The following is a 17,461-nucleotide window of genomic DNA, read 5'->3' on the forward strand; positions in this document are numbered from 1 at the left end:
CCCCCCCCGCACCTCACCACCGCACGTCACACCGCACACGTCACCACCTCAGGAGCGCCGCACCACCCATGACGACGACGCCAGCCCGGCTCACCGTTCTCGCCGGTCCGACCGCCGTCGGCAAGGGGACCGTGTCCGCCGACGTCCGCCTGCGCTACCCCGAGGTGTGGCTCTCGGTCTCGGCCACCACCCGGTCCCCGCGGCCCGGCGAGGTCGACGGCGTGCACTACCACTTCCTGTCCACCGGGGAGTTCGAGGCGATGGCCGCGCGCGGCGACCTGCTCGAGTGGGCTGTGGTGCACGGACGCAACCGGTACGGCACCCCTCGCAGGCCCGTCGAGGAGCGGCTCGCCGCCGGCGAGCCGGCCCTGCTCGAGATCGACCTGCAGGGTGCGCGGCAGGTCCGCGAGACCATGCCGGACGCCCTGTTCGTGTTCCTCGCGCCGCCGTCGTGGGAGGAGCTCGAGCGACGCCTCGTCGGGCGGGGGACCGAGGGACCCGAGGAGCGCGCCCGCCGCCTCGAGACCGCGAAGGTCGAGCTCGCCGCCGAGCCCGAGTTCGACGTGACCATCGTCAACGACGAGGTGCACCGGGCCACCGACGAGCTCGTGGCGCTGATGGGGCTCCGCACCCGGTAGGCCCCGCGAGGACCCGGTAGGACCCGGTGGAACCCCCGAGGAGCCGGTCGGCACTGCGCACGCCGCGGCCCGTCGGAGCGACCCGGTAGACTGGGTCGCTGGCGCCGGCCCGCGCCTCCCCTCGAACACCCAGGAGCACCCGTGTCCGGAACCGTGGCAGAGCCCGTCGGCATCACCGACCCGCCCATCGACAAGCTGCTCGAGAAGGCGAACTCCAAGTACGCCCTCGTCGTGTACTCCGCCAAGCGCGCGCGTCAGATCAACGCCTACTACTCCCAGCTCAACGAGGGCCTGCTCGAGTACGTCGGGCCGCTCGTCGAGACCCGGCCGCAGGAGAAGGCCCTCTCGATCGCGATGCGCGAGATCAACGACGGCCTGCTGACCGTCGAGTCGACCGAGCAGACCGGGGCCTGAGGCACGACGGTGCGCATCCTCCTCGGGGTCGCCGGTGGGATCGCCGCCTACAAGGCCGCCCTGCTGCTGCGACTGCTCAAGGAGGCCGGGCACGACGTCCGGGTCGTCCCCACCCGGGCCGCGCTCGAGTTCGTCGGCCGCCCCACGTGGGAGGCGTTGTCCGGTCATCCGGCGACGCCTGAGGTCTTCGAGGACGTCGAGCACGTCCCGCACGTCGCGCTGGGGCAGGGGGCCGACCTCGTCGTCGTCGCCCCCGCCACCGCCGACCTGCTGTCCCGCGCGGCCACCGGGCGGGCGGACGACCTGCTGACCAGCACGCTGCTGACGGTCCGCTGCCCGGTGCTGCTGGCCCCGGCCATGCACACCGAGATGTGGGACCACGCCGCGACCCGCGCCAACGTCGCGACGCTGCGCGAGCGCGGCGTGCACGTCATGGAGCCGGCGTCGGGCCGGCTGACCGGGTCCGACACCGGCCCCGGGCGCCTACCGGAGCCCGCGGACATCGCGGCCGCCGCGCTCGCGCTGGTCGACGACGGCCCGTCCGCGGCGGAGCCGGGCGCGCGGCCCCGGCCGCGGGACCTCGTCGGACGTCACGTCGTCGTCTCCGCCGGGGGCACCCGGGAGCCGATCGACCCCGTGCGGTTCCTCGGCAACCGCTCCTCGGGCCGCCAGGGCTTCGCGCTGGCCCGCACCGCACGTGACCGCGGGGCCCGGGTGACCCTCGTCGCGGCGAACGTCACGCTCGAGGCACCGCCCGGCGTCGACGTCGTCGCCGTCGAGACGACCGCGCAGCTGCGCGACGCCGTCCACGGCGCCGCTCCGGGCGCCGACGTCGTCGTGATGGCGGCGGCCGTCGCGGACTTCCGTCCCGCGCGCACGGCCGAGCACAAGATCAAGAAGCAGCCCGACGGCGCCGTCGAGCCGCTCGTCCTGGAGCCGAACCCGGACATCCTGGCCGAACTGGCCGGACCGCGCCGCCGCCCCGGGCAGGTCGTCGTCGGGTTCGCCGCCGAGACGGGGACGGTGACGGTGACGTGCTCGAGCACGGCCGTGCGAAGGCCCGGCGCAAGGGCGCCGACCTGCTCGCCGTCAACGCCGTCGGGGCCGACCTCGGGTTCGGCACCGCGGACAACGCGGTGACCGTGCTGGACGCCGCGGGCGACGTCGTCGCCCAGGCGGCCGGGTCGAAGGACGTCGTCGCCGACGCCCTGTGGGACGCCGTCCTCCGCCTGCTCTGAGCCTGCGGGCCGTCGGCCCGCGGTCCGCCGTCGCGGACGGCGCCGGGCCCGGTCCGGCCCCTGGTCGCGGACGCGGGCACCCTGGCGTGCGCGCCTATCCTGAGGACCATGACTGCACCCGAGCTGCGCCTGTTCACCTCCGAGTCGGTGACAGAGGGGCACCCCGACAAGATCTGCGACCAGATCTCGGACGCGATCCTCGACGCCATGCTCGAGCAGGACCCCGCCGCGCGGGTGGCCGTGGAGACCATGGTGACGACCGGCCTGGTGCACGTCGCCGGTGAGGTCACGACGAGCGCGTACGTCGAGATCCCGCAGCTCGTCCGCGAGGTCGTCCGGGGGATCGGCTACACGTCGTCGTCGATCGGGTTCGACGGGGACTCGTGCGGCATCTCGGTGTCCATCGGGGCGCAGTCGCCCGACATCGCCGCCGGCGTCGACAAGGCGTGGGAGATGCGCCAGGACGACACCGACCTGGACCCGCTGGACGCGCAGGGTGCGGGCGACCAGGGCCTGATGTTCGGGTACGCGAGCGACGAGACGCCGTCGCTCATGCCGCTGCCGGTGTGGGTCGCGCACCGCCTCGCGGAGCGGCTCGCCCACGTGCGCAAGGCCGGGATCGTCGAGGGGCTGCGTCCGGACGGCAAGACGCAGGTGACGATCGGGTACGACGGCGACCGGCCGGTCCGGGTGGACACCGTGGTGCTGTCGACCCAGCACGACCCGGGCGTCGAGCTGACGACCCAGCTCGAGCCGGCGATCGCCGAGCACGTCGTCGCCCCGGTGCTCGCCGACCTCGACCTCGACGTCTCCGACCACCGGCTGCTCATCAACCCGACCGGCACCTTCGTCATCGGCGGCCCGCAGGGGGACGCCGGGCTCACCGGGCGCAAGATCATCGTCGACACCTACGGCGGCATGGCCCGGCACGGCGGCGGGGCGTTCTCCGGGAAGGACCCGTCCAAGGTGGACCGGTCCGCGGCGTACGCGATGCGCTGGGTGGCGAAGAACATCGTGGCCGCCGGGTACGCCCGCCGCTGCGAGGTCCAGGTGGCCTACGCGATCGGCAAGGCGCACCCGGTGGGGCTGTACGTCGAGACGTTCGGCACGCACACCGTCGACCCCGCCGCGCTGACCGCGGCGATCCGCGAGGTGTTCGACCTGCGACCCGCGGCGATCATCCGCGACCTCAACCTGCTGCGGCCGATCTACCGGAAGACGGCCGCGTACGGGCACTTCGGGCGTGAGCTGCCGCAGTTCACCTGGGAGCGCACGGACCGCGTCGACGACCTGCGGTCGGTCCTGGGCTGACCCGGCGCGCCGCACGGCGTCGCCCCGCCGCCGCCCCGCCGTCGCCCTTCGGGGCAGCGCGCTGGACGTCCGCGTGTGGGTGGCCGGTGCTGGGATGACGACATGGCGGGGACGGTGGTGAGGGAGGCGGTGACGTCGGTGCCGCACGGTGAGCAGGGCTCGCTCGCCGGGCTGCCCGCCCCGCGGCGTCGTGGTCCCCGGACGGCCGGGCCGGTCGAGCCGGCCGAGCACCTGCCGGTCGCGCGCGTCCTGGTCGACGTGCCCGCCGCGCACCTCGACCGCACCTTCGAGTACCTCGTCCCCGCCGCGGCGGACGACGACGTCCGGCCCGGCTGCCGGGTCAAGGTCCGGTTCGGGCCGCGCGACGTCGACGGGTTCGTCCTGGACCGGGTCGCGGACGCCGAGCACGACGGCGAGCTCGCGGCGCTGCGGCGCGTCGTCTCGCCGGTGCCCGTCCTCAGCCCCGAGGTCCTGCGGCTCGCACGCGCCGTCGCCGACCGCTACGCGGGCACGCTCGGCGACGTCGTGCGGCTGGCCGTCCCGCCGCGGCACGCCCGGGTCGAGACGGAGATCACCGCACCGGGGTGGGCCGGCGCGACCGCTCACGCCGCCGAGCACTCGCCCCCGTCGGTCGAGCCGGCTCCGGTCGACCCGGTCCCGGTCGCACCGGCCTCGGTCGAGCCGGCGCCGGTCGAGCCATCCCCGCTCGAGCCGGCCTCGCGCGCGGCGTGGTCGGCCTACCGGGGCGGTCCCGCGTTCCTCGAGCACCTCGCCGCGGGCCGTTCCCCGCGGGCGGTGTGGACCGCGCTGCCGGGCCCCGCCGGCGAGCAGTGGCCGGACGCGGTCGCGCAGGCCGTCGCGGCCACGACCCGCAGCGGCCGCGGTGCGGTCGTCGTGCTCCCGGACGCGCGTGACGTCGACCGCGTGGTGGCCGCCCTGCCGGCGGCCGGCGTACCGGCGTGGGCACCGGGCACCACGGGCGGGTACGTCCGGCTCGAGGCCGACCACGGACCGGCACCGCGGTACCGGGCGTTCCTCGCCGCGCTGACCGGCGGGGCGCGCGTCGTCGTCGGGACCCGGGCCGCGGCCTGGGCACCGGTGACCGACCTCGGTCTGGTCGTGTGCTGGGACGACGCCGACGACCTCCACGCCGAGCCCCGGTCGCCCTACCCGCACGTGCGCGAGGTGCTCACCCTGCGCGCGGAGCAGTCGGGCAGCGCGGCCCTCGTCGGCGGGCTGACCCGGACCACCGAGGCGCAGCTCCTCGTGAGGTCGGGCTGGGCCCGCCCCTGCAGGCCGAGCGCGCCGTCGTCCGGGCGCGCACGCCCCGCGTCGAGGCGCTGACGTCGGTCGAGCTCGCCCGGGAGGGCGCCGCCGCGGCTGCCCGGCTGCCCGCACCGGCCTGGCGCGCGGCTCGCGACGCGCTCACGACCGGCCCGGTCCTCGTGCAGGTCCCGCGCGCGGGGTACCTGCCGGTCGTCGCGTGCGCCCGGTGCCGGACGGTGGCGCGCTGCCGGGTGTGCGCCGGACCGCTCGCTCTCGGGCGGGCCGGCGACGTGCCGCAGTGCCGCTGGTGCGGCACCCTCGCCGGCGCCTGGCGGTGCCACGAGTGCGGCGCGGGCGCGCTGCGGTCGGTCCGGGTCGGCTCCGACCGGACCGCCGAGGAGCTCGGGCGGGCGTTCCCCGGCGTCCCGGTGCGCGTCTCGTCGGCCACCGCGGCGACCGGCGTCCTCGCGGCGGTGGACGCGCGCCCCGCGCTCGTCGTCGCGACGCCGGGCGCGGAGCCCGTCGCCGACGGCGGCTACGTGAGCGCGCTCCTGCTCGACGCCGCCGTCTCGACCGCCCGGACATCGCTGCGGGTGGGGGAGGAGGCCCTGCACCGGTGGCTCACGGCGGCGTCCCTGGTCCGGCCCGCGTCGGCCGGTGGGCGCGTGCTGCTCGTGGGCGACGCCGCGGCCGCACCGACGCAGGCCCTCGTGCGGTGGGACCCGGTCGGCTTCGCCGAGCGGGAGCTGGCCGAGCGCACCGAGCTCGACCTGCCACCGGCGGTGCGCGTCGCCGCGGTCACCGGCACCCGTGACGCCGTCGCCGCCTACCTGGCACGGGTCCGGGTGCCCGCGGGTGGGACGGTGCTCGGGCCGGTCGGCGTCGACGCAGGGTCGGGCGGCCCCGGCGGCCCGAGCGGGACGAGCAGCCAGGGCTCACCGCCGGCGGACGCGACGCTCGAGCAACCCGTGCGGGCGCTGGTGCGGGTGCCCCTCGGGGCGGGGGCGGAGCTGGCGGCGTCCCTCGCGGCCTCCGCCGCGGTGCGCAGCGCGCGACGTGAGGGGGCACGGTGCGGGTCCAGGTGGACCCCAAGGAGATGCTCTGACGCGAGACCCGGGGCACGGGCTCAGCAGGCGTCAGCAGCGGTCAGCAGGGCAGCGCTCAGCAGGGCCCACCTGGGGACCGGCCGGTTCGCGCGGGCCGGCTCGGACGGGGGCGGTCCCGGACCGACAGCCTCAGCGCTCGCCGAGGACGGTGCCGTCGACCGCGCTGACGTGCACCTCGACGTCGTCGTCGGCGCCCTCGAAGTCGACCACCCACACGAGGGTGCCGTCCTCCTCCTCCAGGGACACCCCGTCCAGGGCCTCCGCGCGCCCCTGGGCCGCGGCCTCGATCGCCGCCGTGATGGTGACCTGGGCCGCCTCCCGCTCCGCCTGGTCGTCGGCGTCAGGATCGTCGTCGTCACGCTCGTCGGTCACGGCGGAGCCGTCCGCCGCGACGATGACGTCGCGCTCGACGCCGTCGCGCACCACCTCGACCTCCCACCCGTCGTCGTCCCGGTCGAGCTCGTACGCCACACCGCCGGCGGCCTCCGCGGTCGCGATCGCGGCCAGGCCCCGCTCGATGCTGAGGTCGGCGCCGAGGCCCCCGCTCTGCTCCTCGACGGTGGCGTCACCCTGCGCGCCGGCGGTCTCGTCCCCGGGCGCGCCGGCGGTGTCGTCCGCCTGCGGCGTGGTGACGACCGGCTCCGTGGCCGGCTCGGCGGTGTCGTCGCTGCAGGCGGTCAGCCCGGCGGCGAGCGCCGCGGCGCCCACCCACGTGACGATCCGACGTGCCGGGGTGCGGTGTGCCTGGGTCACGACGACCTCCTGGACCGGTGGGGCGACGTCAGGGTCCTGCGCCTGCCTCGATGGTCGCAGCGCCGGCTGCGGCCGGCGACCGGGGCGACCGGCGCGCCGGCCGCCCCACCTAGGATCGACCGCATGCGTCTGCTGTTCGCCGGTACCCCTGCCGTGGCCGTCCCCGCCCTCGAGGCGCTGCTGGCGTCCCGGCACGACGTGGTCGCCGTCCTGACCCGGCCGGACGCGCGGGCCGGGCGCGGACGCACGCTCGCCGCCAGCCCGGTGAAGGAGCGCGCGCTGGCCGAGGGGCTCGAGGTGCTCACGCCGCGCAGCCCGCGCGAGGAGGAGTTCGGGGCACGGCTGGCGGACCTCGCGGTGGACTGCGCACCCGTGGTCGCGTACGGCGCCCTGCTGCCCCCGGCCGTCCTGGACGTCCCGCGACACGGCTGGGTGAACCTCCACTTCTCCGTGCTGCCCGCCTGGCGCGGGGCCGCACCGGTCCAGCACGCCGTCATCGCCGGCGACGAGGTGACCGGCGCGAGCACGTTCCGCATCGAGGCGGGTCTCGACACCGGGCCGGTCTTCGGGACGCTGACCGAGTCGATCCGTCCGCGCGACACCGCCGGTGACCTGCTGGACCGGCTCGCGGTCGCCGGCGCGGAGCTGCTCGTCGCGACCCTCGACGCCATCGAGGACGGCGCGGCGCAGCCCGTCCCGCAGCCCGCGGACGGCGTCAGCCACGCCCCGCGCCTGGAGGTCGACGACGCCCGGGTCCGCTGGGAGCACCCGGCGCACGCCGTCGACCGGCGGATCCGCGGCTGCACCCCGGCGCCCGGGGCGTGGACCACGGCACCGGACGGCTCACGGCTCAAGCTCGGGCCGGTGGTGCCCGATCCGTCGGTCACCGACCTGCCGGCCGGCGCCGTGCGCGCCACCAAGGGGAGGTGCTCGTGGGCACCGCGAGCCACGCCGTCCGCCTCGGTGACGTGTCGCCGGCCGGTCGTCGGGCCATGCCCGCGGCCGACTGGGCCCGCGGCGCCCGCCTCGGTGACGGCACCGTGCTGGGAGCGGCGGCGTGAGCCCCCAGGACGACGGCGCCCGTGGCTCCGGCCGGCGTCCGGGCCCGGGCGGCGGCGGGTCCGGCGGCGACGCGCGTCGACCCGACGGCGGCTCCCCGGACCGCCGGGACGCGACCGGCCGCGAGCGCGGCGCCGCCCGCAGCGCCGGCCGGACGACCCGGACGGCGTCGGCCCCGGCAGCGCGCCGCCGCGACGCGGACCCCGCCCGCGGGGCCGCCTTCGACGTGCTGCGCGAGGTCGACGGGTCCGACGCGTACGCCAACCTCGTGCTGCCCCCGCTGCTGCGCGAGCGCGGCATCACCGGCCGCGACGCCGGGTTCGCGACCGAGCTGGCCTACGGCGCGCTGCGGCTGCGCGGGCGCTACGACGCGATCATCGAGCAGTGCGCCGGCGGCCGGACGCTCGACCGGATCGACCCCCCGGTGCTGGACCTGCTGCGCCTGGGCGCCCACCAGCTGCTCGGCATGCGGGTGCCGCCGCACGCCGCCGTCTCCGAGACGGTCGGCCTGGCCCGCGCCCGCACCGGCGCCGGCAGCGCGCAGTTCGTCAACGCGGTGCTGCGCGCGGTCAGCGCGCACGACCTGGCGACATGGCTGGAGCGCATCGGCGACGCGGTCGACCCGGCCGGCACGGACGCGGTGGCTCGCCTGTCGGTCACCCAGAGCCACCCGGTGTGGGTGACCCGCGGGCTGCGAGAGGCGCTCGTCGGGCACGGCCGCGCCGCGGACGAGATCGAGGCACTGCTCACCGCGGACAACGCCGCGCCGGGCGTGACCCTCGTGGCACGCCCCGGACTGGTCGACGTCGACGAGGTGCGCGAGCAGGCCCGCCTCGACACGGCACCCGGTCGCTGGTCGCCGTACGCGGTGGCCATGTCCGGCGGTGACCCGGGCGCGCTGCCCGCGGTCCGGGACGGCCGGGCCGGCGTGCAGGACGAGGGCAGCCAGCTCGTCGCCCTCGCCCTCGCGGGGGCGCCCCTGGACGGTCCGGACGAGCGCTGGCTCGACCTCTGCGCCGGACCGGGGGCAAGTCCGCACTGCTCGCGGCGCTCGCCCACGCGCGCGGCGCCCGCCTCGTCGCCAACGAGGTGCAGCCGCACCGCGCGCGCCTCGTCGAGCGGGCGCTGGCCGCCGTCCCGACCGCGGCCGTCGAGGCGGTCCGCGTCGGGGACGGCCGCACCGCCGGCGAGGACGAGCCCGGCGCCTACGACCGCGTGCTCGTCGATGCACCGTGCACGGGGCTCGGCGCGCTGCGGCGCCGTCCGGAGTCCCGGTGGCGCCGGACGCCCGGTGACCTGCCGCACCTCGGCGCCCTGCAGCGCGCGCTGCTGGCGTCGGCGCTGGACGCGGTACGCCCGGGCGGCGTCGTCGCCTACGTCACGTGCTCACCGCACCTCGTCGAGACCCAGCTCGTCGTCAAGGACGTCCTGCGTCGTCGCGACGACGTCGAGGTCCTCGACGCGCGCCCCACGGTGCGCGACGTCGCCGGCCCGGACCTGCCGCTCGCCGACCGCACCGACGTCCAGCTGTGGCCGCACGTGCACGGCACCGACGCGATGTTCCTGACCCTGCTGCGCCGCCGCGCCTGAGAGACCCCCGCGCCGTTAGGGTCGGTGCGCATGGGCGCCCTCCTCAACCCCAGCATCCTGTCCGCCGACTTCGCGAACCTCGAGCGGGACCTCGGGAAGATCGCGGGCGCGGACTACGCGCACGTCGACGTCATGGACTACCACTTCGTGCCGAACCTGACGATCGGGCTGCCGGTCGTGGAGCGGCTCGTGCAGGTGTGCCCGGTCCCGATCGACACCCACCTCATGATCGAGGACCCGGACCGGTGGGCGCCGGGCTTCGCCGAGGCGGGTGCCGCGTCCGTGACCTTCCACGCCGAGGCCGCCCAGGCGCCCGTCCGGCTGGCCCGTGAGCTGCGCCGGCTCGGGGCGCGCGCCGGGCTGGCGATCCGCCCCGCGACGCCGGTCGAGCCGTTCCTCGACCTCCTCGACGAGATCGACATGCTGCTCGTCATGACCGTCGAGCCCGGGTTCGGCGGCCAGTCCTTCATCGAGGGCACCCTCGCCAAGATCCGCCGCGCCCGCGCCGCCGTCGACGAGTCCGGGCTCGACGTGTGGATCCAGGTCGACGGCGGCGTGTCCCGCACGACCATCGAGCGCATCGCCGACGCCGGCGCGAACGTCTTCGTCGCCGGGTCGGCCGTCTACGGGGCCGACGACGTCGCCGCGGAGATCGACGTCCTGCGCGGCCTCGCCGACGGCGCCGCGCACCACCACTGATCCGCCGACCCGGGCCCAGGCTTGAACCCCGCGGAACCTGCGCGCGCATGAGCCGGTGCGGGCTGCGGCCTCCGCGCACTGTGGCAGGATTGCCGGTGAACACACACGTGCTCCGGGGTCGGTGAAAATCCGAGCCGGCGGTCAAAGTCCGCGACCCGCGCGTCGTCCTCCACCCGGGGGTCGGCGCCGGTTGACCTGGTGGAACTCCAGGACCGACGGTCAAAGTCCGGATGGGAGGAAGTACGTGGCGGTGGGCCGACCCGTGTCGGCGCACCGTGGTGGTGCGACGGCGTCCGCCGTCCGGCACCACCCTGTCCACCCCGGAGCCCGCAGAGGCGTACCGGAGGTGAGCGACCGTGACTAGCCCTGACGTCCGTGACGCCCGGACCGAGCTCCGCCCGGCCGGACCGCCCGCACGCGCCGGTGCCCGTGGTCCGGGTGGCGCCACGCAGGTCACCCGGGCCGAGGCGGTCGCCATGGACCGCGCCCTCGAGCTCGCCCGCCGCGGTCCCGTGCACGGCCCCAACCCCCGCGTCGGCTGCGTCCTCCTCGCCGCCGCCGACACTGACGCTGACGCCGCTGCCGCCGGGCGTGGGTCCATGGTCCTGGCCGAGGGCTGGCACGCCGGTGTCGGGACGCCGCACGCCGAGGTCGCCGCGCTGCTGGCGGCCCGTGAGGCGGGGGTCGACGTCCGCGGGTGCACCGCCGTCGTCACCCTCGAGCCGTGCAACCACACCGGCCGCACCGGACCGTGCGCGCAGGCGCTGCTCGACGCCGGCGTCGGGCGCGTCGTGATCGCCGTCGCCGACCCCAACCCGATCGCCGCCGGGGAGCGGACCACCTGCGCACCGCGGGCGTGGACGTCGTCACCGGCGTGCGCGAGGCCGAGGGCCGCGAGCTGCTGCGCACGTGGTTGCCGGCGGTGGAGCGCAGCCGGCCGTTCGTCACGCTGAAGATCGCCACCACGCTCGACGGCCGGGTGGCCGCGGCCGACGGGTCGAGCCGCTGGATCACCTCCGAGGTCGCCCGCCGCCACGCCCACTCGCTGCGCGCCGACTCCGACGCGATCGTCGTGGGCACCGGCACGGTCGCCGCGGACGACCCGTCCCTGACCGCACGGACCGCCGACGGCGGGCTTGCTGCCCACCAGCCGCTGCGGGTCGTCGTCGGGCACCGGCCCGTCCCGGCGGACGCGCGGCTGCGCGGCCCCGGGGAGAGCTGGTGCAGCTCGCCACGCACGACGCCGCCGAGGTCCTCGACGCGCTGCACGCGCGCGAGGTCCGGCACGTGCTCGTCGAGGGCGGGCCGACGCTCGCCGCGGCGTTCCTGCGCGCGGGCCTGGTCGACGAGGTCTACGCCTACATCGCGCCCGTCATCCTGGGGAGCGGACCCACCGCGATCGGCGACCTCGGCCTCACCTCGATCACCGACGCCGTGCGGCTCGTGCCGCGCGAGCCCGTCCCGCTCGGCCCCGACGTCCTCGTCGTCGCGGCCGCCGCACCTGGCACCGCACCGCAGCCCACGCCGCAGCCCCCAAAGCCGCAGCCGACCATGCCGCAGCCCACCGCACCGCAGGAGGACCACTGATGTTCACCGGGATCGTCGAGGAGGTCGGCACGGTCGTGTCCGTGACCCCCGGGCCGGCCGGCTCGTCCGGCGCCGCCGAGGCCGACGTCCGCCTCACGGTGCGTGGCCCGCTGGTGACCTCCGACGCCGCGCTCGGGGACTCCATCAGTGTCTCCGGGGTGTGCCTGACCGTCGCGGAGCTCCCCGGCGACGGCACGTTCACCGCCGACGTCATGCCGGAGTCGCTGCGCCGCACCGCGTTGGGGACGCTCACCGCGGGTGACCCGGTGAACCTCGAGCGTGCGGTCCGCGCCGACAGCCGGCTCGGCGGGCACGTGGTGCAGGGGCACGTCGACGGGGTCGGCACCATCCTCACCCGCACCCCGGGGCCACGGTGGGACGACGTCGTCGTCGGGATGCCGGCCGATCTCGCGGGGTACGTCGCGGAGAAGGGGTCCATCGCGGTGAGCGGCGTGTCCCTGACCGTGACGCACGTGGGCCTGGACCGGTTCGGCATCAGTCTCATCCCCACCACGCTCGCCGCGACGACGCTCGGCCACCTGCAGCCCGGTGCCGCGGTCAACCTCGAGGTCGACGTCATCGCGAAGTACGTCGAGCGGCTGCTGCTGGCCGGACGCGGCGCGGGCACGCACGGCACGGGCACGGACGCGGGCACGGACGCGACGGGCACAGGCACCGGCACGACGGGCACCGGCACCGGCACCGGCACGCCCGGGCCCGCCACCGACGCGGCGACCCGATGACCGCCGCGAGCGCCGCCGTGACCGACCCGGACGCCCCGCGCCTGGGCACCGTCGAGGAGGCCATCGCCGAGCTGCGCGCCGGCCGGCCGGTCCTCGTCGCCGACTCCCCGGACCGCGAGAACGAGGCCGACATCGTGCTCGCCGCGCAGTCCGCGACGACGGAGTGGGTCGGCTGGACCATCCGGCACTCGTCGGGCTACCTGTGCGCCCCCATGACCGGCCCCCGCGCCGACGCGCTGGACCTGCCGCTCATGGTCCCCGCGAGCCAGGACCCGCGACGCACCGCCTACACGGTGACGGTCGACGCCGCGCACGGCGTGACCACCGGCATCTCCGCCGCCGACCGCGCCCACACCCTGCGGGTCCTCGCCGACCCCGCGTCCGGGGCGGTCGACCTCATCCGCCCCGGCCACGTGCTGCCGCTGCGGGCAGTCCCCGGCGGGGTGCTGCACCGGGCCGGCCACACCGAGGCTGCGGTGGACCTGTGCCGCCTGGCCGGCCTGGAGCCGGTCGGGGCGATCGCGGAGCTGGTGAACGACGACGGGTCGATGACGCGCCTGCCGCAGGCCGCCGCGCTCGCCGCCGACACCGGCCTCGTGCTCCTCACCATCGAGGACCTCATCGCCTGGCGGCGCGAGCACGATCCCGACGTGACCGCCGACGCCGGGGCGCCGGACCGCGCCCCGTCCGCCGACGCGACCGCCACCGGCACGCACGACGTGCCAGGTCCGCGCGTGCACCGCAGCGGCGTGGCCGCCCTGCCCACCAAGCACGGCTCGTTCCGCGTGCACGGCTACCGCGACCTGCGCAGCGGCGCCGACCACGTCGCGCTGGTGTCCGTCCACGCGATGGGCGAGAACCCGGTGGTGCGGGTGCACTCGGAGTGCCTGACCGGTGACGCGTTCGGCTCGCTGCGCTGCGACTGCGGCCCGCAGCTCGACGCGGCGCTCGAGCGGGCCGCCGAGGAGGGCGGCGTCGTCGTCTACATGCGCGGGCACGAGGGCCGCGGCATCGGCCTGCTCGCGAAGATCGGGGCGTACGCGCTGCAGGACGCCGGCCGGGACACCGTGCAGGCCAACATCGACCTCGGGTGGCCCGCCGACCGCCGCGAGTACGGCGCCGCCGCCGCGATCCTCGCCGACCTCGGGGTGCAGCGGCTGCGCTTGCTGACCAACAACCCCGCCAAGGTCGCCGGGCTGCGCGCCCACGGGCTCGACGTCACCGCGATGCTGCCCCTCGAGGTGGGTCGCACGCCGGAGAACGCCGCGTACCTGCGCACCAAGGCCGTCGAGATGGGGCACCTGCTCGCCGTCCCGGACGACGACGCACCGTCGCACCCGGCCGCACCGACGCCACCCACCGCAGCCCTCGCACCCATCGCACCCACCGCACCCACCAGGAGGACCACCGCATGAGCGGCGCCGGAGCACCGAGCATCACCGTCGACGGGACCGGCCTGCGCGTCGTCGTCGTCGCCGCGAGCTGGCACACCGAGGTGATGGACGGGCTGCTCGCCGGCGCCCGCCGCGCGCTGGCCGAGGCGCACGTCACCGACGTCCGCGAGCTGCGCGTCCCTGGCTCGTTCGAGCTCCCCGTGGCCGCGGCGCGCGCCGCTGCCGCCGGGGCGGACGCCGTCGTGGCGCTCGGCGTCGTCATCCGCGGCGGCACGCCGCACTTCGAGTACGTGTGCTCCGCGGCCACCGACGGGCTGTCCCAGGTCGCGCTGACCACCGGCGTGCCCGTAGGCTTCGGCCTGCTGACCTGCGACGACGAGCAGCAGGCGCTGGACCGCGCCGGGCTGCCGGGCTCGTCGGAGGACAAGGGCGCCGAGGCGGCCGAGGCCGCCGTCGCGACCGTCGTCGCGCTGCGCGGCCTGTGACCGGCGCCCGACCGGTCCGCCCGGGCGGCGGGCGGACGTCGTCCACGCGGCGTCTAGGCTCAGGGTCGTGAAGACGTTCGACTCCCTGTTCTCCGAGCTCGCCGACAAGGCAGCCACCCGCCCCGCCGGCTCCGGGACGGTGGCCGAGCTCGACGCCGGCGTCCACGCGATCGGCAAGAAGGTCGTCGAGGAGGCCGCCGAGGTGTGGATGGCCGCCGAGCACGAGGGGGCGGAGCGCACCGCCGAGGAGATCTCGCAGCTGCTGTACCACCTGCAGGTCCTCATGCTCGCGCGCGACCTCACGCTCGACGACGTCTACCGCCACCTGTGACCCGTGCGCGGGGTGCCGCCCACCCCTGACGCCACCCACCCGCCCGACCGCTGACGACCACCCGAGGACCACGTGCTGAGGATCGCTGTGCCGAACAAGGGCTCCCTGTCGGAGCCCGCCGCCGAGATGCTCCGGGAGGCCGGGTACCGCCAGCGCCGCGACTCGCGCGAGCTCGTGCTGCCCGACCCGGACAACGGTGTCGAGTTCTTCTTCCTGCGCCCGCGGGACATCGCGGTGTACGTGGGTGCGGGCACCGTCGACGTCGGCGTCACCGGGCGTGACCTGCTGCTCGACTCCGGGTCGACCGCGACCGAGCACCTCAGCCTCGGGTTCGCGCGCTCGACGTTCCGGTTCGCCGCACCGGCCGGCCGGCTCACCGACGTCGGGCAGGTGGCCGGGCTGCGGGTGGCGACGTCCTACCCCGTGCTCGTCGCCGACCACCTGCGGTCCGGCGGGATCGAGCCGGCCGGCATCGTGCGCCTCGACGGCGCGGTGGAGACCGCCATCCAGCTCGGCGTCGCGGACGTCATCGCCGATGTCGTCGAGACCGGCACGACCCTGCGCGCGGCCGGGCTCGAGGTGTTCGGCGACCCGATCCTGCGCTCCGAGGCGGTCCTCATCCGCCGTGAGGGCGCCGAGCCGCCGGCCGGCCTCGACGTGCTCACCCGCCGCATCCAGGGTGTGCTCACCGCCCGCCAGTACGTGCTCATGGACTACGACGTCCCCGCCGAGCTCGTCGACCGGGCGGTCGCGATCACCCCGGGCCTGGAGTCGCCGACCGTCTCCCCGCTGCACAACGGGGACTGGGCCGCGGTCCGCGCGATGGTCCGCCGCGACGACACGAACCGCGTCATGGACGCGCTGTACGACGTCGGGGCGCGCGCCATCCTCGTCACGTCCATCCACGCGTGCCGGATCTGACAGTGGACCGTCCCCGCCCGGACCGGGCACGGCTGTACGCGCCGTTCCGCCCCCGCGCGGCGCGCGTGGTCAGCGCGGTCCTGGCCGTGGCGATCTTCGTCGGCACGGTCGTCTTCGTCGCGCTCCTCGCCGAGTGGCTCGGTCCGCCGAGCGCCGTCGGCGTGGCGGTGCTGGGCCTGCTGATCACCTGGTTCTGCTGGCGGCAGGCGACCGTCCGCGCCGACGTGGACGAGCAGGGCATCGTCGTCCGCAACCTCGTCGTCACCCGGCGCCTGGAGTGGGCGCAGATCGTGTCGGTCCGCTTCGGCGGCGGACGACCGTGGGTGCAGCTCGACCTGTCCGACGGCGACGTCCTCGCGGTCATGGGCGTGCAGCAGGCCGACGGCGACCTCGCGACCGCCGAGGCGGGGCGCCTCGCCGCGCTCGTGGCCATCCACACCCGCACCAGCCAGGACGACTGAGCGGGGCGGGTTCGGCCGGGGGCGGGCTCGGCCGGGGGCGGGCTCGCCCGAGGGGCGCCCCGCCGCCGGGTTCTCGCGCCCGGTCCCCGCCGGTCGCGAGGCCGCCCCGGTCATCGATCCCGTGATTGTGCTCGCCCGCACGAGCGGCCGACGACGGACGGCCGCTAGACGGGCACGTCGTCGCCGGCGGTGGGCCCTTGTCGGCGTAGAGCCGACTGTCGGCCACGGCGATCCAGGCGTCCAGCTCCTCGCCCGACCACGGGGCCACCCCGGCTGCGAAGGTGATCGAGACGCTCGAGGCACGCAGGCGCTCCACGACGGCTGCCGCCCGGGCCGGGTCGGTGCCCGGCATGAGGAGGACGAACTCGTCGCCGCCCAGTCGGCCGAGCAGGTCGCGCGGGCGGAGGTTCGGTGCCCAGGCCCGGGGAGCGCGGCCAGTACGGCGTCGCCGGCTCCGTGCCCGTGCCGGTCGTTGATGCCCTTGAAGTCGTTGAGATCGATCATCGCGACGGTGATCGGCTCGCCCGTGCGCGCTGACCAGGCCATCTCGCACCGGGCCTGGTCGAAGAAGGCGCGCCGGGTCAGGACACCGGTGAGCTCGTCACGCGTCGCGTCCTGACGCAGCCCGGCCACCTTGGCGTTGAGGACCCAGGCGACACCGGTGATGGTGCCCATCATGAAGATCCAGGTCTGCACGGCCGACGGCGGCGACGCGGTCGCCAGTCCGTACCCCAGTCCGGCGGCCACCAGGGCGAGGTGCACGGTCATCTCGGTGCGGCGGTGGAAGACAGCGGTGAACATCGCCACCCAGAAGAAGCTGACCGCGGTCACCACGGCGCCGGTGGCGGTGGTCGACTCGGCGACCGTCCACGTCATCGCGGCGGTGGCGGTGGCGAGCAGCCCGTGGACGTGGGCGGTGGTGACCCGGTGCCGGCGCCATCGCAGCACGGCGGCGATCGCGAACCCGACCGCCGCGAGCACCCCGGCGAGGCGTCGCGGTGCGGTGTCGCTGAAGGGCACGACGACGGTGACGGCACAGATCGCAGCGATGAGGCCGATGGCCGTGGTGAGGACCGTGACCTGACCGGGACTCACGAACTTGGGGGACAGCCGCCTCGCCACGCCATGCACCTCGCCTCATCTGTGACCGGCACCTGCTGCCCGATGACGTGCGACCCCGGCGGCGCCGGCAGCCGGGTCGTCACCGAGCTCATCGACCAGCCGGTGCACGGCGTGAGGCAGCGATGTCGGACGGCGGCCGTTCGTGGGGCGGGCACGCGCGAAGGCCGGTGACCCACCCGGGCCAGCGGGCTCAGTCGTGGTCGCGCAGCAGGTCCGCCGCGTGCACCCCGGCGGCCGCGGCCGCGAGAAATGCCCCCGGGTCCTGCTCCAGTCCGCGCCCCATGGTGGACAACCGCACCGGCGACGCCGCGAGCGAGGCGAGCAGGTCGGTACCGGCGTCCAC

15 protein-coding genes, 5 pseudogenes and 1 riboswitch are annotated in these 17,461 nt (G+C 76.4%); of the genes and pseudogenes, 16 read left to right on the forward strand and 4 right to left on the reverse strand.

The annotated features are described in order from the left end of the window. Positions 1–68: 68 nt before the first annotated feature. The 5 genes and pseudogenes from gmk to REH70_RS10115 all read left to right on the forward strand — a co-directional run bounded on the left by gmk (position 69) and on the right by REH70_RS10115 (position 4,945). Positions 69–638 carry a guanylate kinase gene (gene gmk, locus REH70_RS10095; protein ID WP_310746999.1) on the forward strand — a complete coding sequence of 190 codons (570 nt, stop codon included), beginning with the start codon at positions 69–71 and terminating at the stop codon, positions 636–638. A gap of 141 nt (positions 639–779) precedes the next feature. Beyond that, positions 780–1,052: a DNA-directed RNA polymerase subunit omega gene (gene rpoZ / locus REH70_RS10100; RefSeq protein WP_310747001.1), complete on the forward strand. Its 273-nt coding sequence runs from the start codon at positions 780–782 to the stop codon at positions 1,050–1,052. Between the two features lie 9 nt (positions 1,053–1,061). Continuing rightward, positions 1,062–2,290: pseudogene (coaBC, locus tag REH70_RS10105) on the forward strand (bifunctional phosphopantothenoylcysteine decarboxylase/phosphopantothenate--cysteine ligase CoaBC). A gap of 108 nt (positions 2,291–2,398) precedes the next feature. Next, positions 2,399–3,601, forward strand: coding sequence for a methionine adenosyltransferase (gene metK, locus REH70_RS10110; RefSeq protein WP_310747002.1), 1,203 nt, complete (start codon positions 2,399–2,401; stop codon positions 3,599–3,601). Positions 3,602–3,703: 102 nt separating this feature from the next. Beyond that, entirely contained in the window at positions 3,704–4,945 is a 1,242-nt protein-coding gene (locus REH70_RS10115) for a hypothetical protein (RefSeq protein WP_310747004.1), read from the forward strand. Between the two features lie 1,157 nt (positions 4,946–6,102). On the opposite strand, the gene REH70_RS10120 is transcribed toward REH70_RS10115, so the two are convergent. Then, positions 6,103–6,921 (reverse strand): PepSY domain-containing protein, encoded by an 819-nt coding sequence (locus REH70_RS10120; protein ID WP_396134501.1) that lies wholly within the window; start codon positions 6,919–6,921, stop codon positions 6,103–6,105. On the opposite strand from REH70_RS10120, the pseudogene fmt reads away from it, so the two are divergent. The 10 genes and pseudogenes from fmt to REH70_RS10170 all read left to right on the forward strand — a co-directional run bounded on the left by fmt (position 6,850) and on the right by REH70_RS10170 (position 15,996). Beyond that, positions 6,850–7,787, forward strand: a pseudogene (gene fmt / locus REH70_RS10125) (methionyl-tRNA formyltransferase). The gene REH70_RS10120 and the pseudogene fmt sit on opposite strands and share 72 nt — an antisense overlap. Beyond that, positions 7,784–9,375 (forward strand): annotated as a pseudogene (locus REH70_RS10130) (RsmB/NOP family class I SAM-dependent RNA methyltransferase). Before fmt ends, REH70_RS10130 begins: the two co-directional pseudogenes overlap by 4 nt. Before the next feature lie 30 nt (positions 9,376–9,405). Further along, on the forward strand, positions 9,406–10,074 hold the full coding sequence (rpe, locus tag REH70_RS10135; protein ID WP_310747007.1) for a ribulose-phosphate 3-epimerase: 669 nt from the start codon (positions 9,406–9,408) through the stop codon (positions 10,072–10,074). Between the two features lie 103 nt (positions 10,075–10,177). Then, positions 10,178–10,322: riboswitch (FMN riboswitch) on the forward strand. Positions 10,323–10,550: 228 nt separating this feature from the next. Continuing rightward, a pseudogene (ribD, locus tag REH70_RS10140) lies at positions 10,551–11,661 on the forward strand (bifunctional diaminohydroxyphosphoribosylaminopyrimidine deaminase/5-amino-6-(5-phosphoribosylamino)uracil reductase RibD). Then, complete coding sequence (locus tag REH70_RS10145) at positions 11,661–12,404, forward strand: riboflavin synthase (protein WP_310747009.1); 744 nt, start codon at positions 11,661–11,663, stop codon at positions 12,402–12,404. The pseudogene ribD and the gene REH70_RS10145 overlap by 1 nt, the downstream one beginning before the upstream one ends. Then, a complete protein-coding gene (gene ribA / locus REH70_RS10150; RefSeq protein ID WP_310747010.1) occupies positions 12,401–13,819 on the forward strand; it encodes a GTP cyclohydrolase II in 1,419 nt (472 codons plus the stop codon). The genes REH70_RS10145 and ribA overlap by 4 nt, the downstream gene beginning before the upstream one ends. Further along, complete coding sequence (gene ribH, locus REH70_RS10155; RefSeq protein ID WP_310747011.1) at positions 13,816–14,283, forward strand: 6,7-dimethyl-8-ribityllumazine synthase; 468 nt, start codon at positions 13,816–13,818, stop codon at positions 14,281–14,283. The genes ribA and ribH overlap by 4 nt, the downstream gene beginning before the upstream one ends. Positions 14,284–14,350: 67 nt before the next feature. Further along, on the forward strand, positions 14,351–14,614 hold the full coding sequence (locus tag REH70_RS10160) for a phosphoribosyl-ATP diphosphatase (protein WP_310747012.1): 264 nt from the start codon (positions 14,351–14,353) through the stop codon (positions 14,612–14,614). A gap of 72 nt (positions 14,615–14,686) precedes the next feature. Then, positions 14,687–15,535: an ATP phosphoribosyltransferase gene (gene hisG, locus REH70_RS10165; RefSeq protein WP_310747014.1), complete on the forward strand. Its 849-nt coding sequence runs from the start codon at positions 14,687–14,689 to the stop codon at positions 15,533–15,535. Further along, a complete protein-coding gene (locus tag REH70_RS10170) occupies positions 15,523–15,996 on the forward strand; it encodes a PH domain-containing protein (protein ID WP_310747015.1) in 474 nt (157 codons plus the stop codon). Before hisG ends, REH70_RS10170 begins: the two co-directional genes overlap by 13 nt. On the opposite strand, the gene REH70_RS20625 is transcribed toward REH70_RS10170, so the two are convergent. After that, entirely contained in the window at positions 15,896–16,549 is a 654-nt protein-coding gene (locus REH70_RS20625) for a GGDEF domain-containing protein (protein WP_396134503.1), read from the reverse strand. The two genes, REH70_RS10170 and REH70_RS20625, sit on opposite strands and share 101 nt — an antisense overlap. Further along, positions 16,438–16,764 (reverse strand): annotated as a pseudogene (locus tag REH70_RS20630) (GGDEF domain-containing protein); the annotation flags it as partial. The gene REH70_RS20625 and the pseudogene REH70_RS20630, both read right to left, overlap by 112 nt. On the opposite strand from REH70_RS20630, the gene REH70_RS10175 reads away from it, so the two are divergent. Then, complete coding sequence (locus REH70_RS10175; protein ID WP_310747017.1) at positions 16,673–17,080, forward strand: hypothetical protein; 408 nt, start codon at positions 16,673–16,675, stop codon at positions 17,078–17,080. The pseudogene REH70_RS20630 and the gene REH70_RS10175 overlap by 92 nt on opposite strands. 228 nt (positions 17,081–17,308) lie before the next feature. Here REH70_RS10175 and REH70_RS20635 read toward each other — a convergent pair whose 3' ends face one another. Further along, complete coding sequence (locus tag REH70_RS20635; protein WP_396134504.1) at positions 17,309–17,461, reverse strand: DUF3866 family protein; 153 nt, start codon at positions 17,459–17,461, stop codon at positions 17,309–17,311.

The sequence above is a fragment of the Cellulomonas sp. ATA003 genome (assembly GCF_031582905.1).
Lineage (GTDB): Bacteria > Actinomycetota > Actinomycetes > Actinomycetales > Cellulomonadaceae > Pengzhenrongella.

What these genes read in the sequence shown, in the direction of transcription:
- REH70_RS10115 (WP_310747004.1), top strand. Translation starts at nt 3,704, where the DNA reads ATGGCGGGGACGGTGGTGAGGGAGGCGGTGACGTCGGTGCCGCACGGT.
- ribH (WP_310747011.1), top strand. Translation starts at nt 13,816, where the DNA reads ATGAGCGGCGCCGGAGCACCGAGCATCACCGTCGACGGGACCGGCCTG.
- REH70_RS10145 (WP_310747009.1), top strand. Translation starts at nt 11,661, where the DNA reads ATGTTCACCGGGATCGTCGAGGAGGTCGGCACGGTCGTGTCCGTGACC.
- REH70_RS10175 (WP_310747017.1), top strand. Translation starts at nt 16,673, where the DNA reads ATGAAGATCCAGGTCTGCACGGCCGACGGCGGCGACGCGGTCGCCAGT.
- ribA (WP_310747010.1), top strand. Translation starts at nt 12,401, where the DNA reads ATGACCGCCGCGAGCGCCGCCGTGACCGACCCGGACGCCCCGCGCCTG.
- gmk (WP_310746999.1), top strand. Translation starts at nt 69, where the DNA reads ATGACGACGACGCCAGCCCGGCTCACCGTTCTCGCCGGTCCGACCGCC.
- rpe (WP_310747007.1), top strand. Translation starts at nt 9,406, where the DNA reads ATGGGCGCCCTCCTCAACCCCAGCATCCTGTCCGCCGACTTCGCGAAC.
- metK (WP_310747002.1), top strand. Translation starts at nt 2,399, where the DNA reads ATGACTGCACCCGAGCTGCGCCTGTTCACCTCCGAGTCGGTGACAGAG.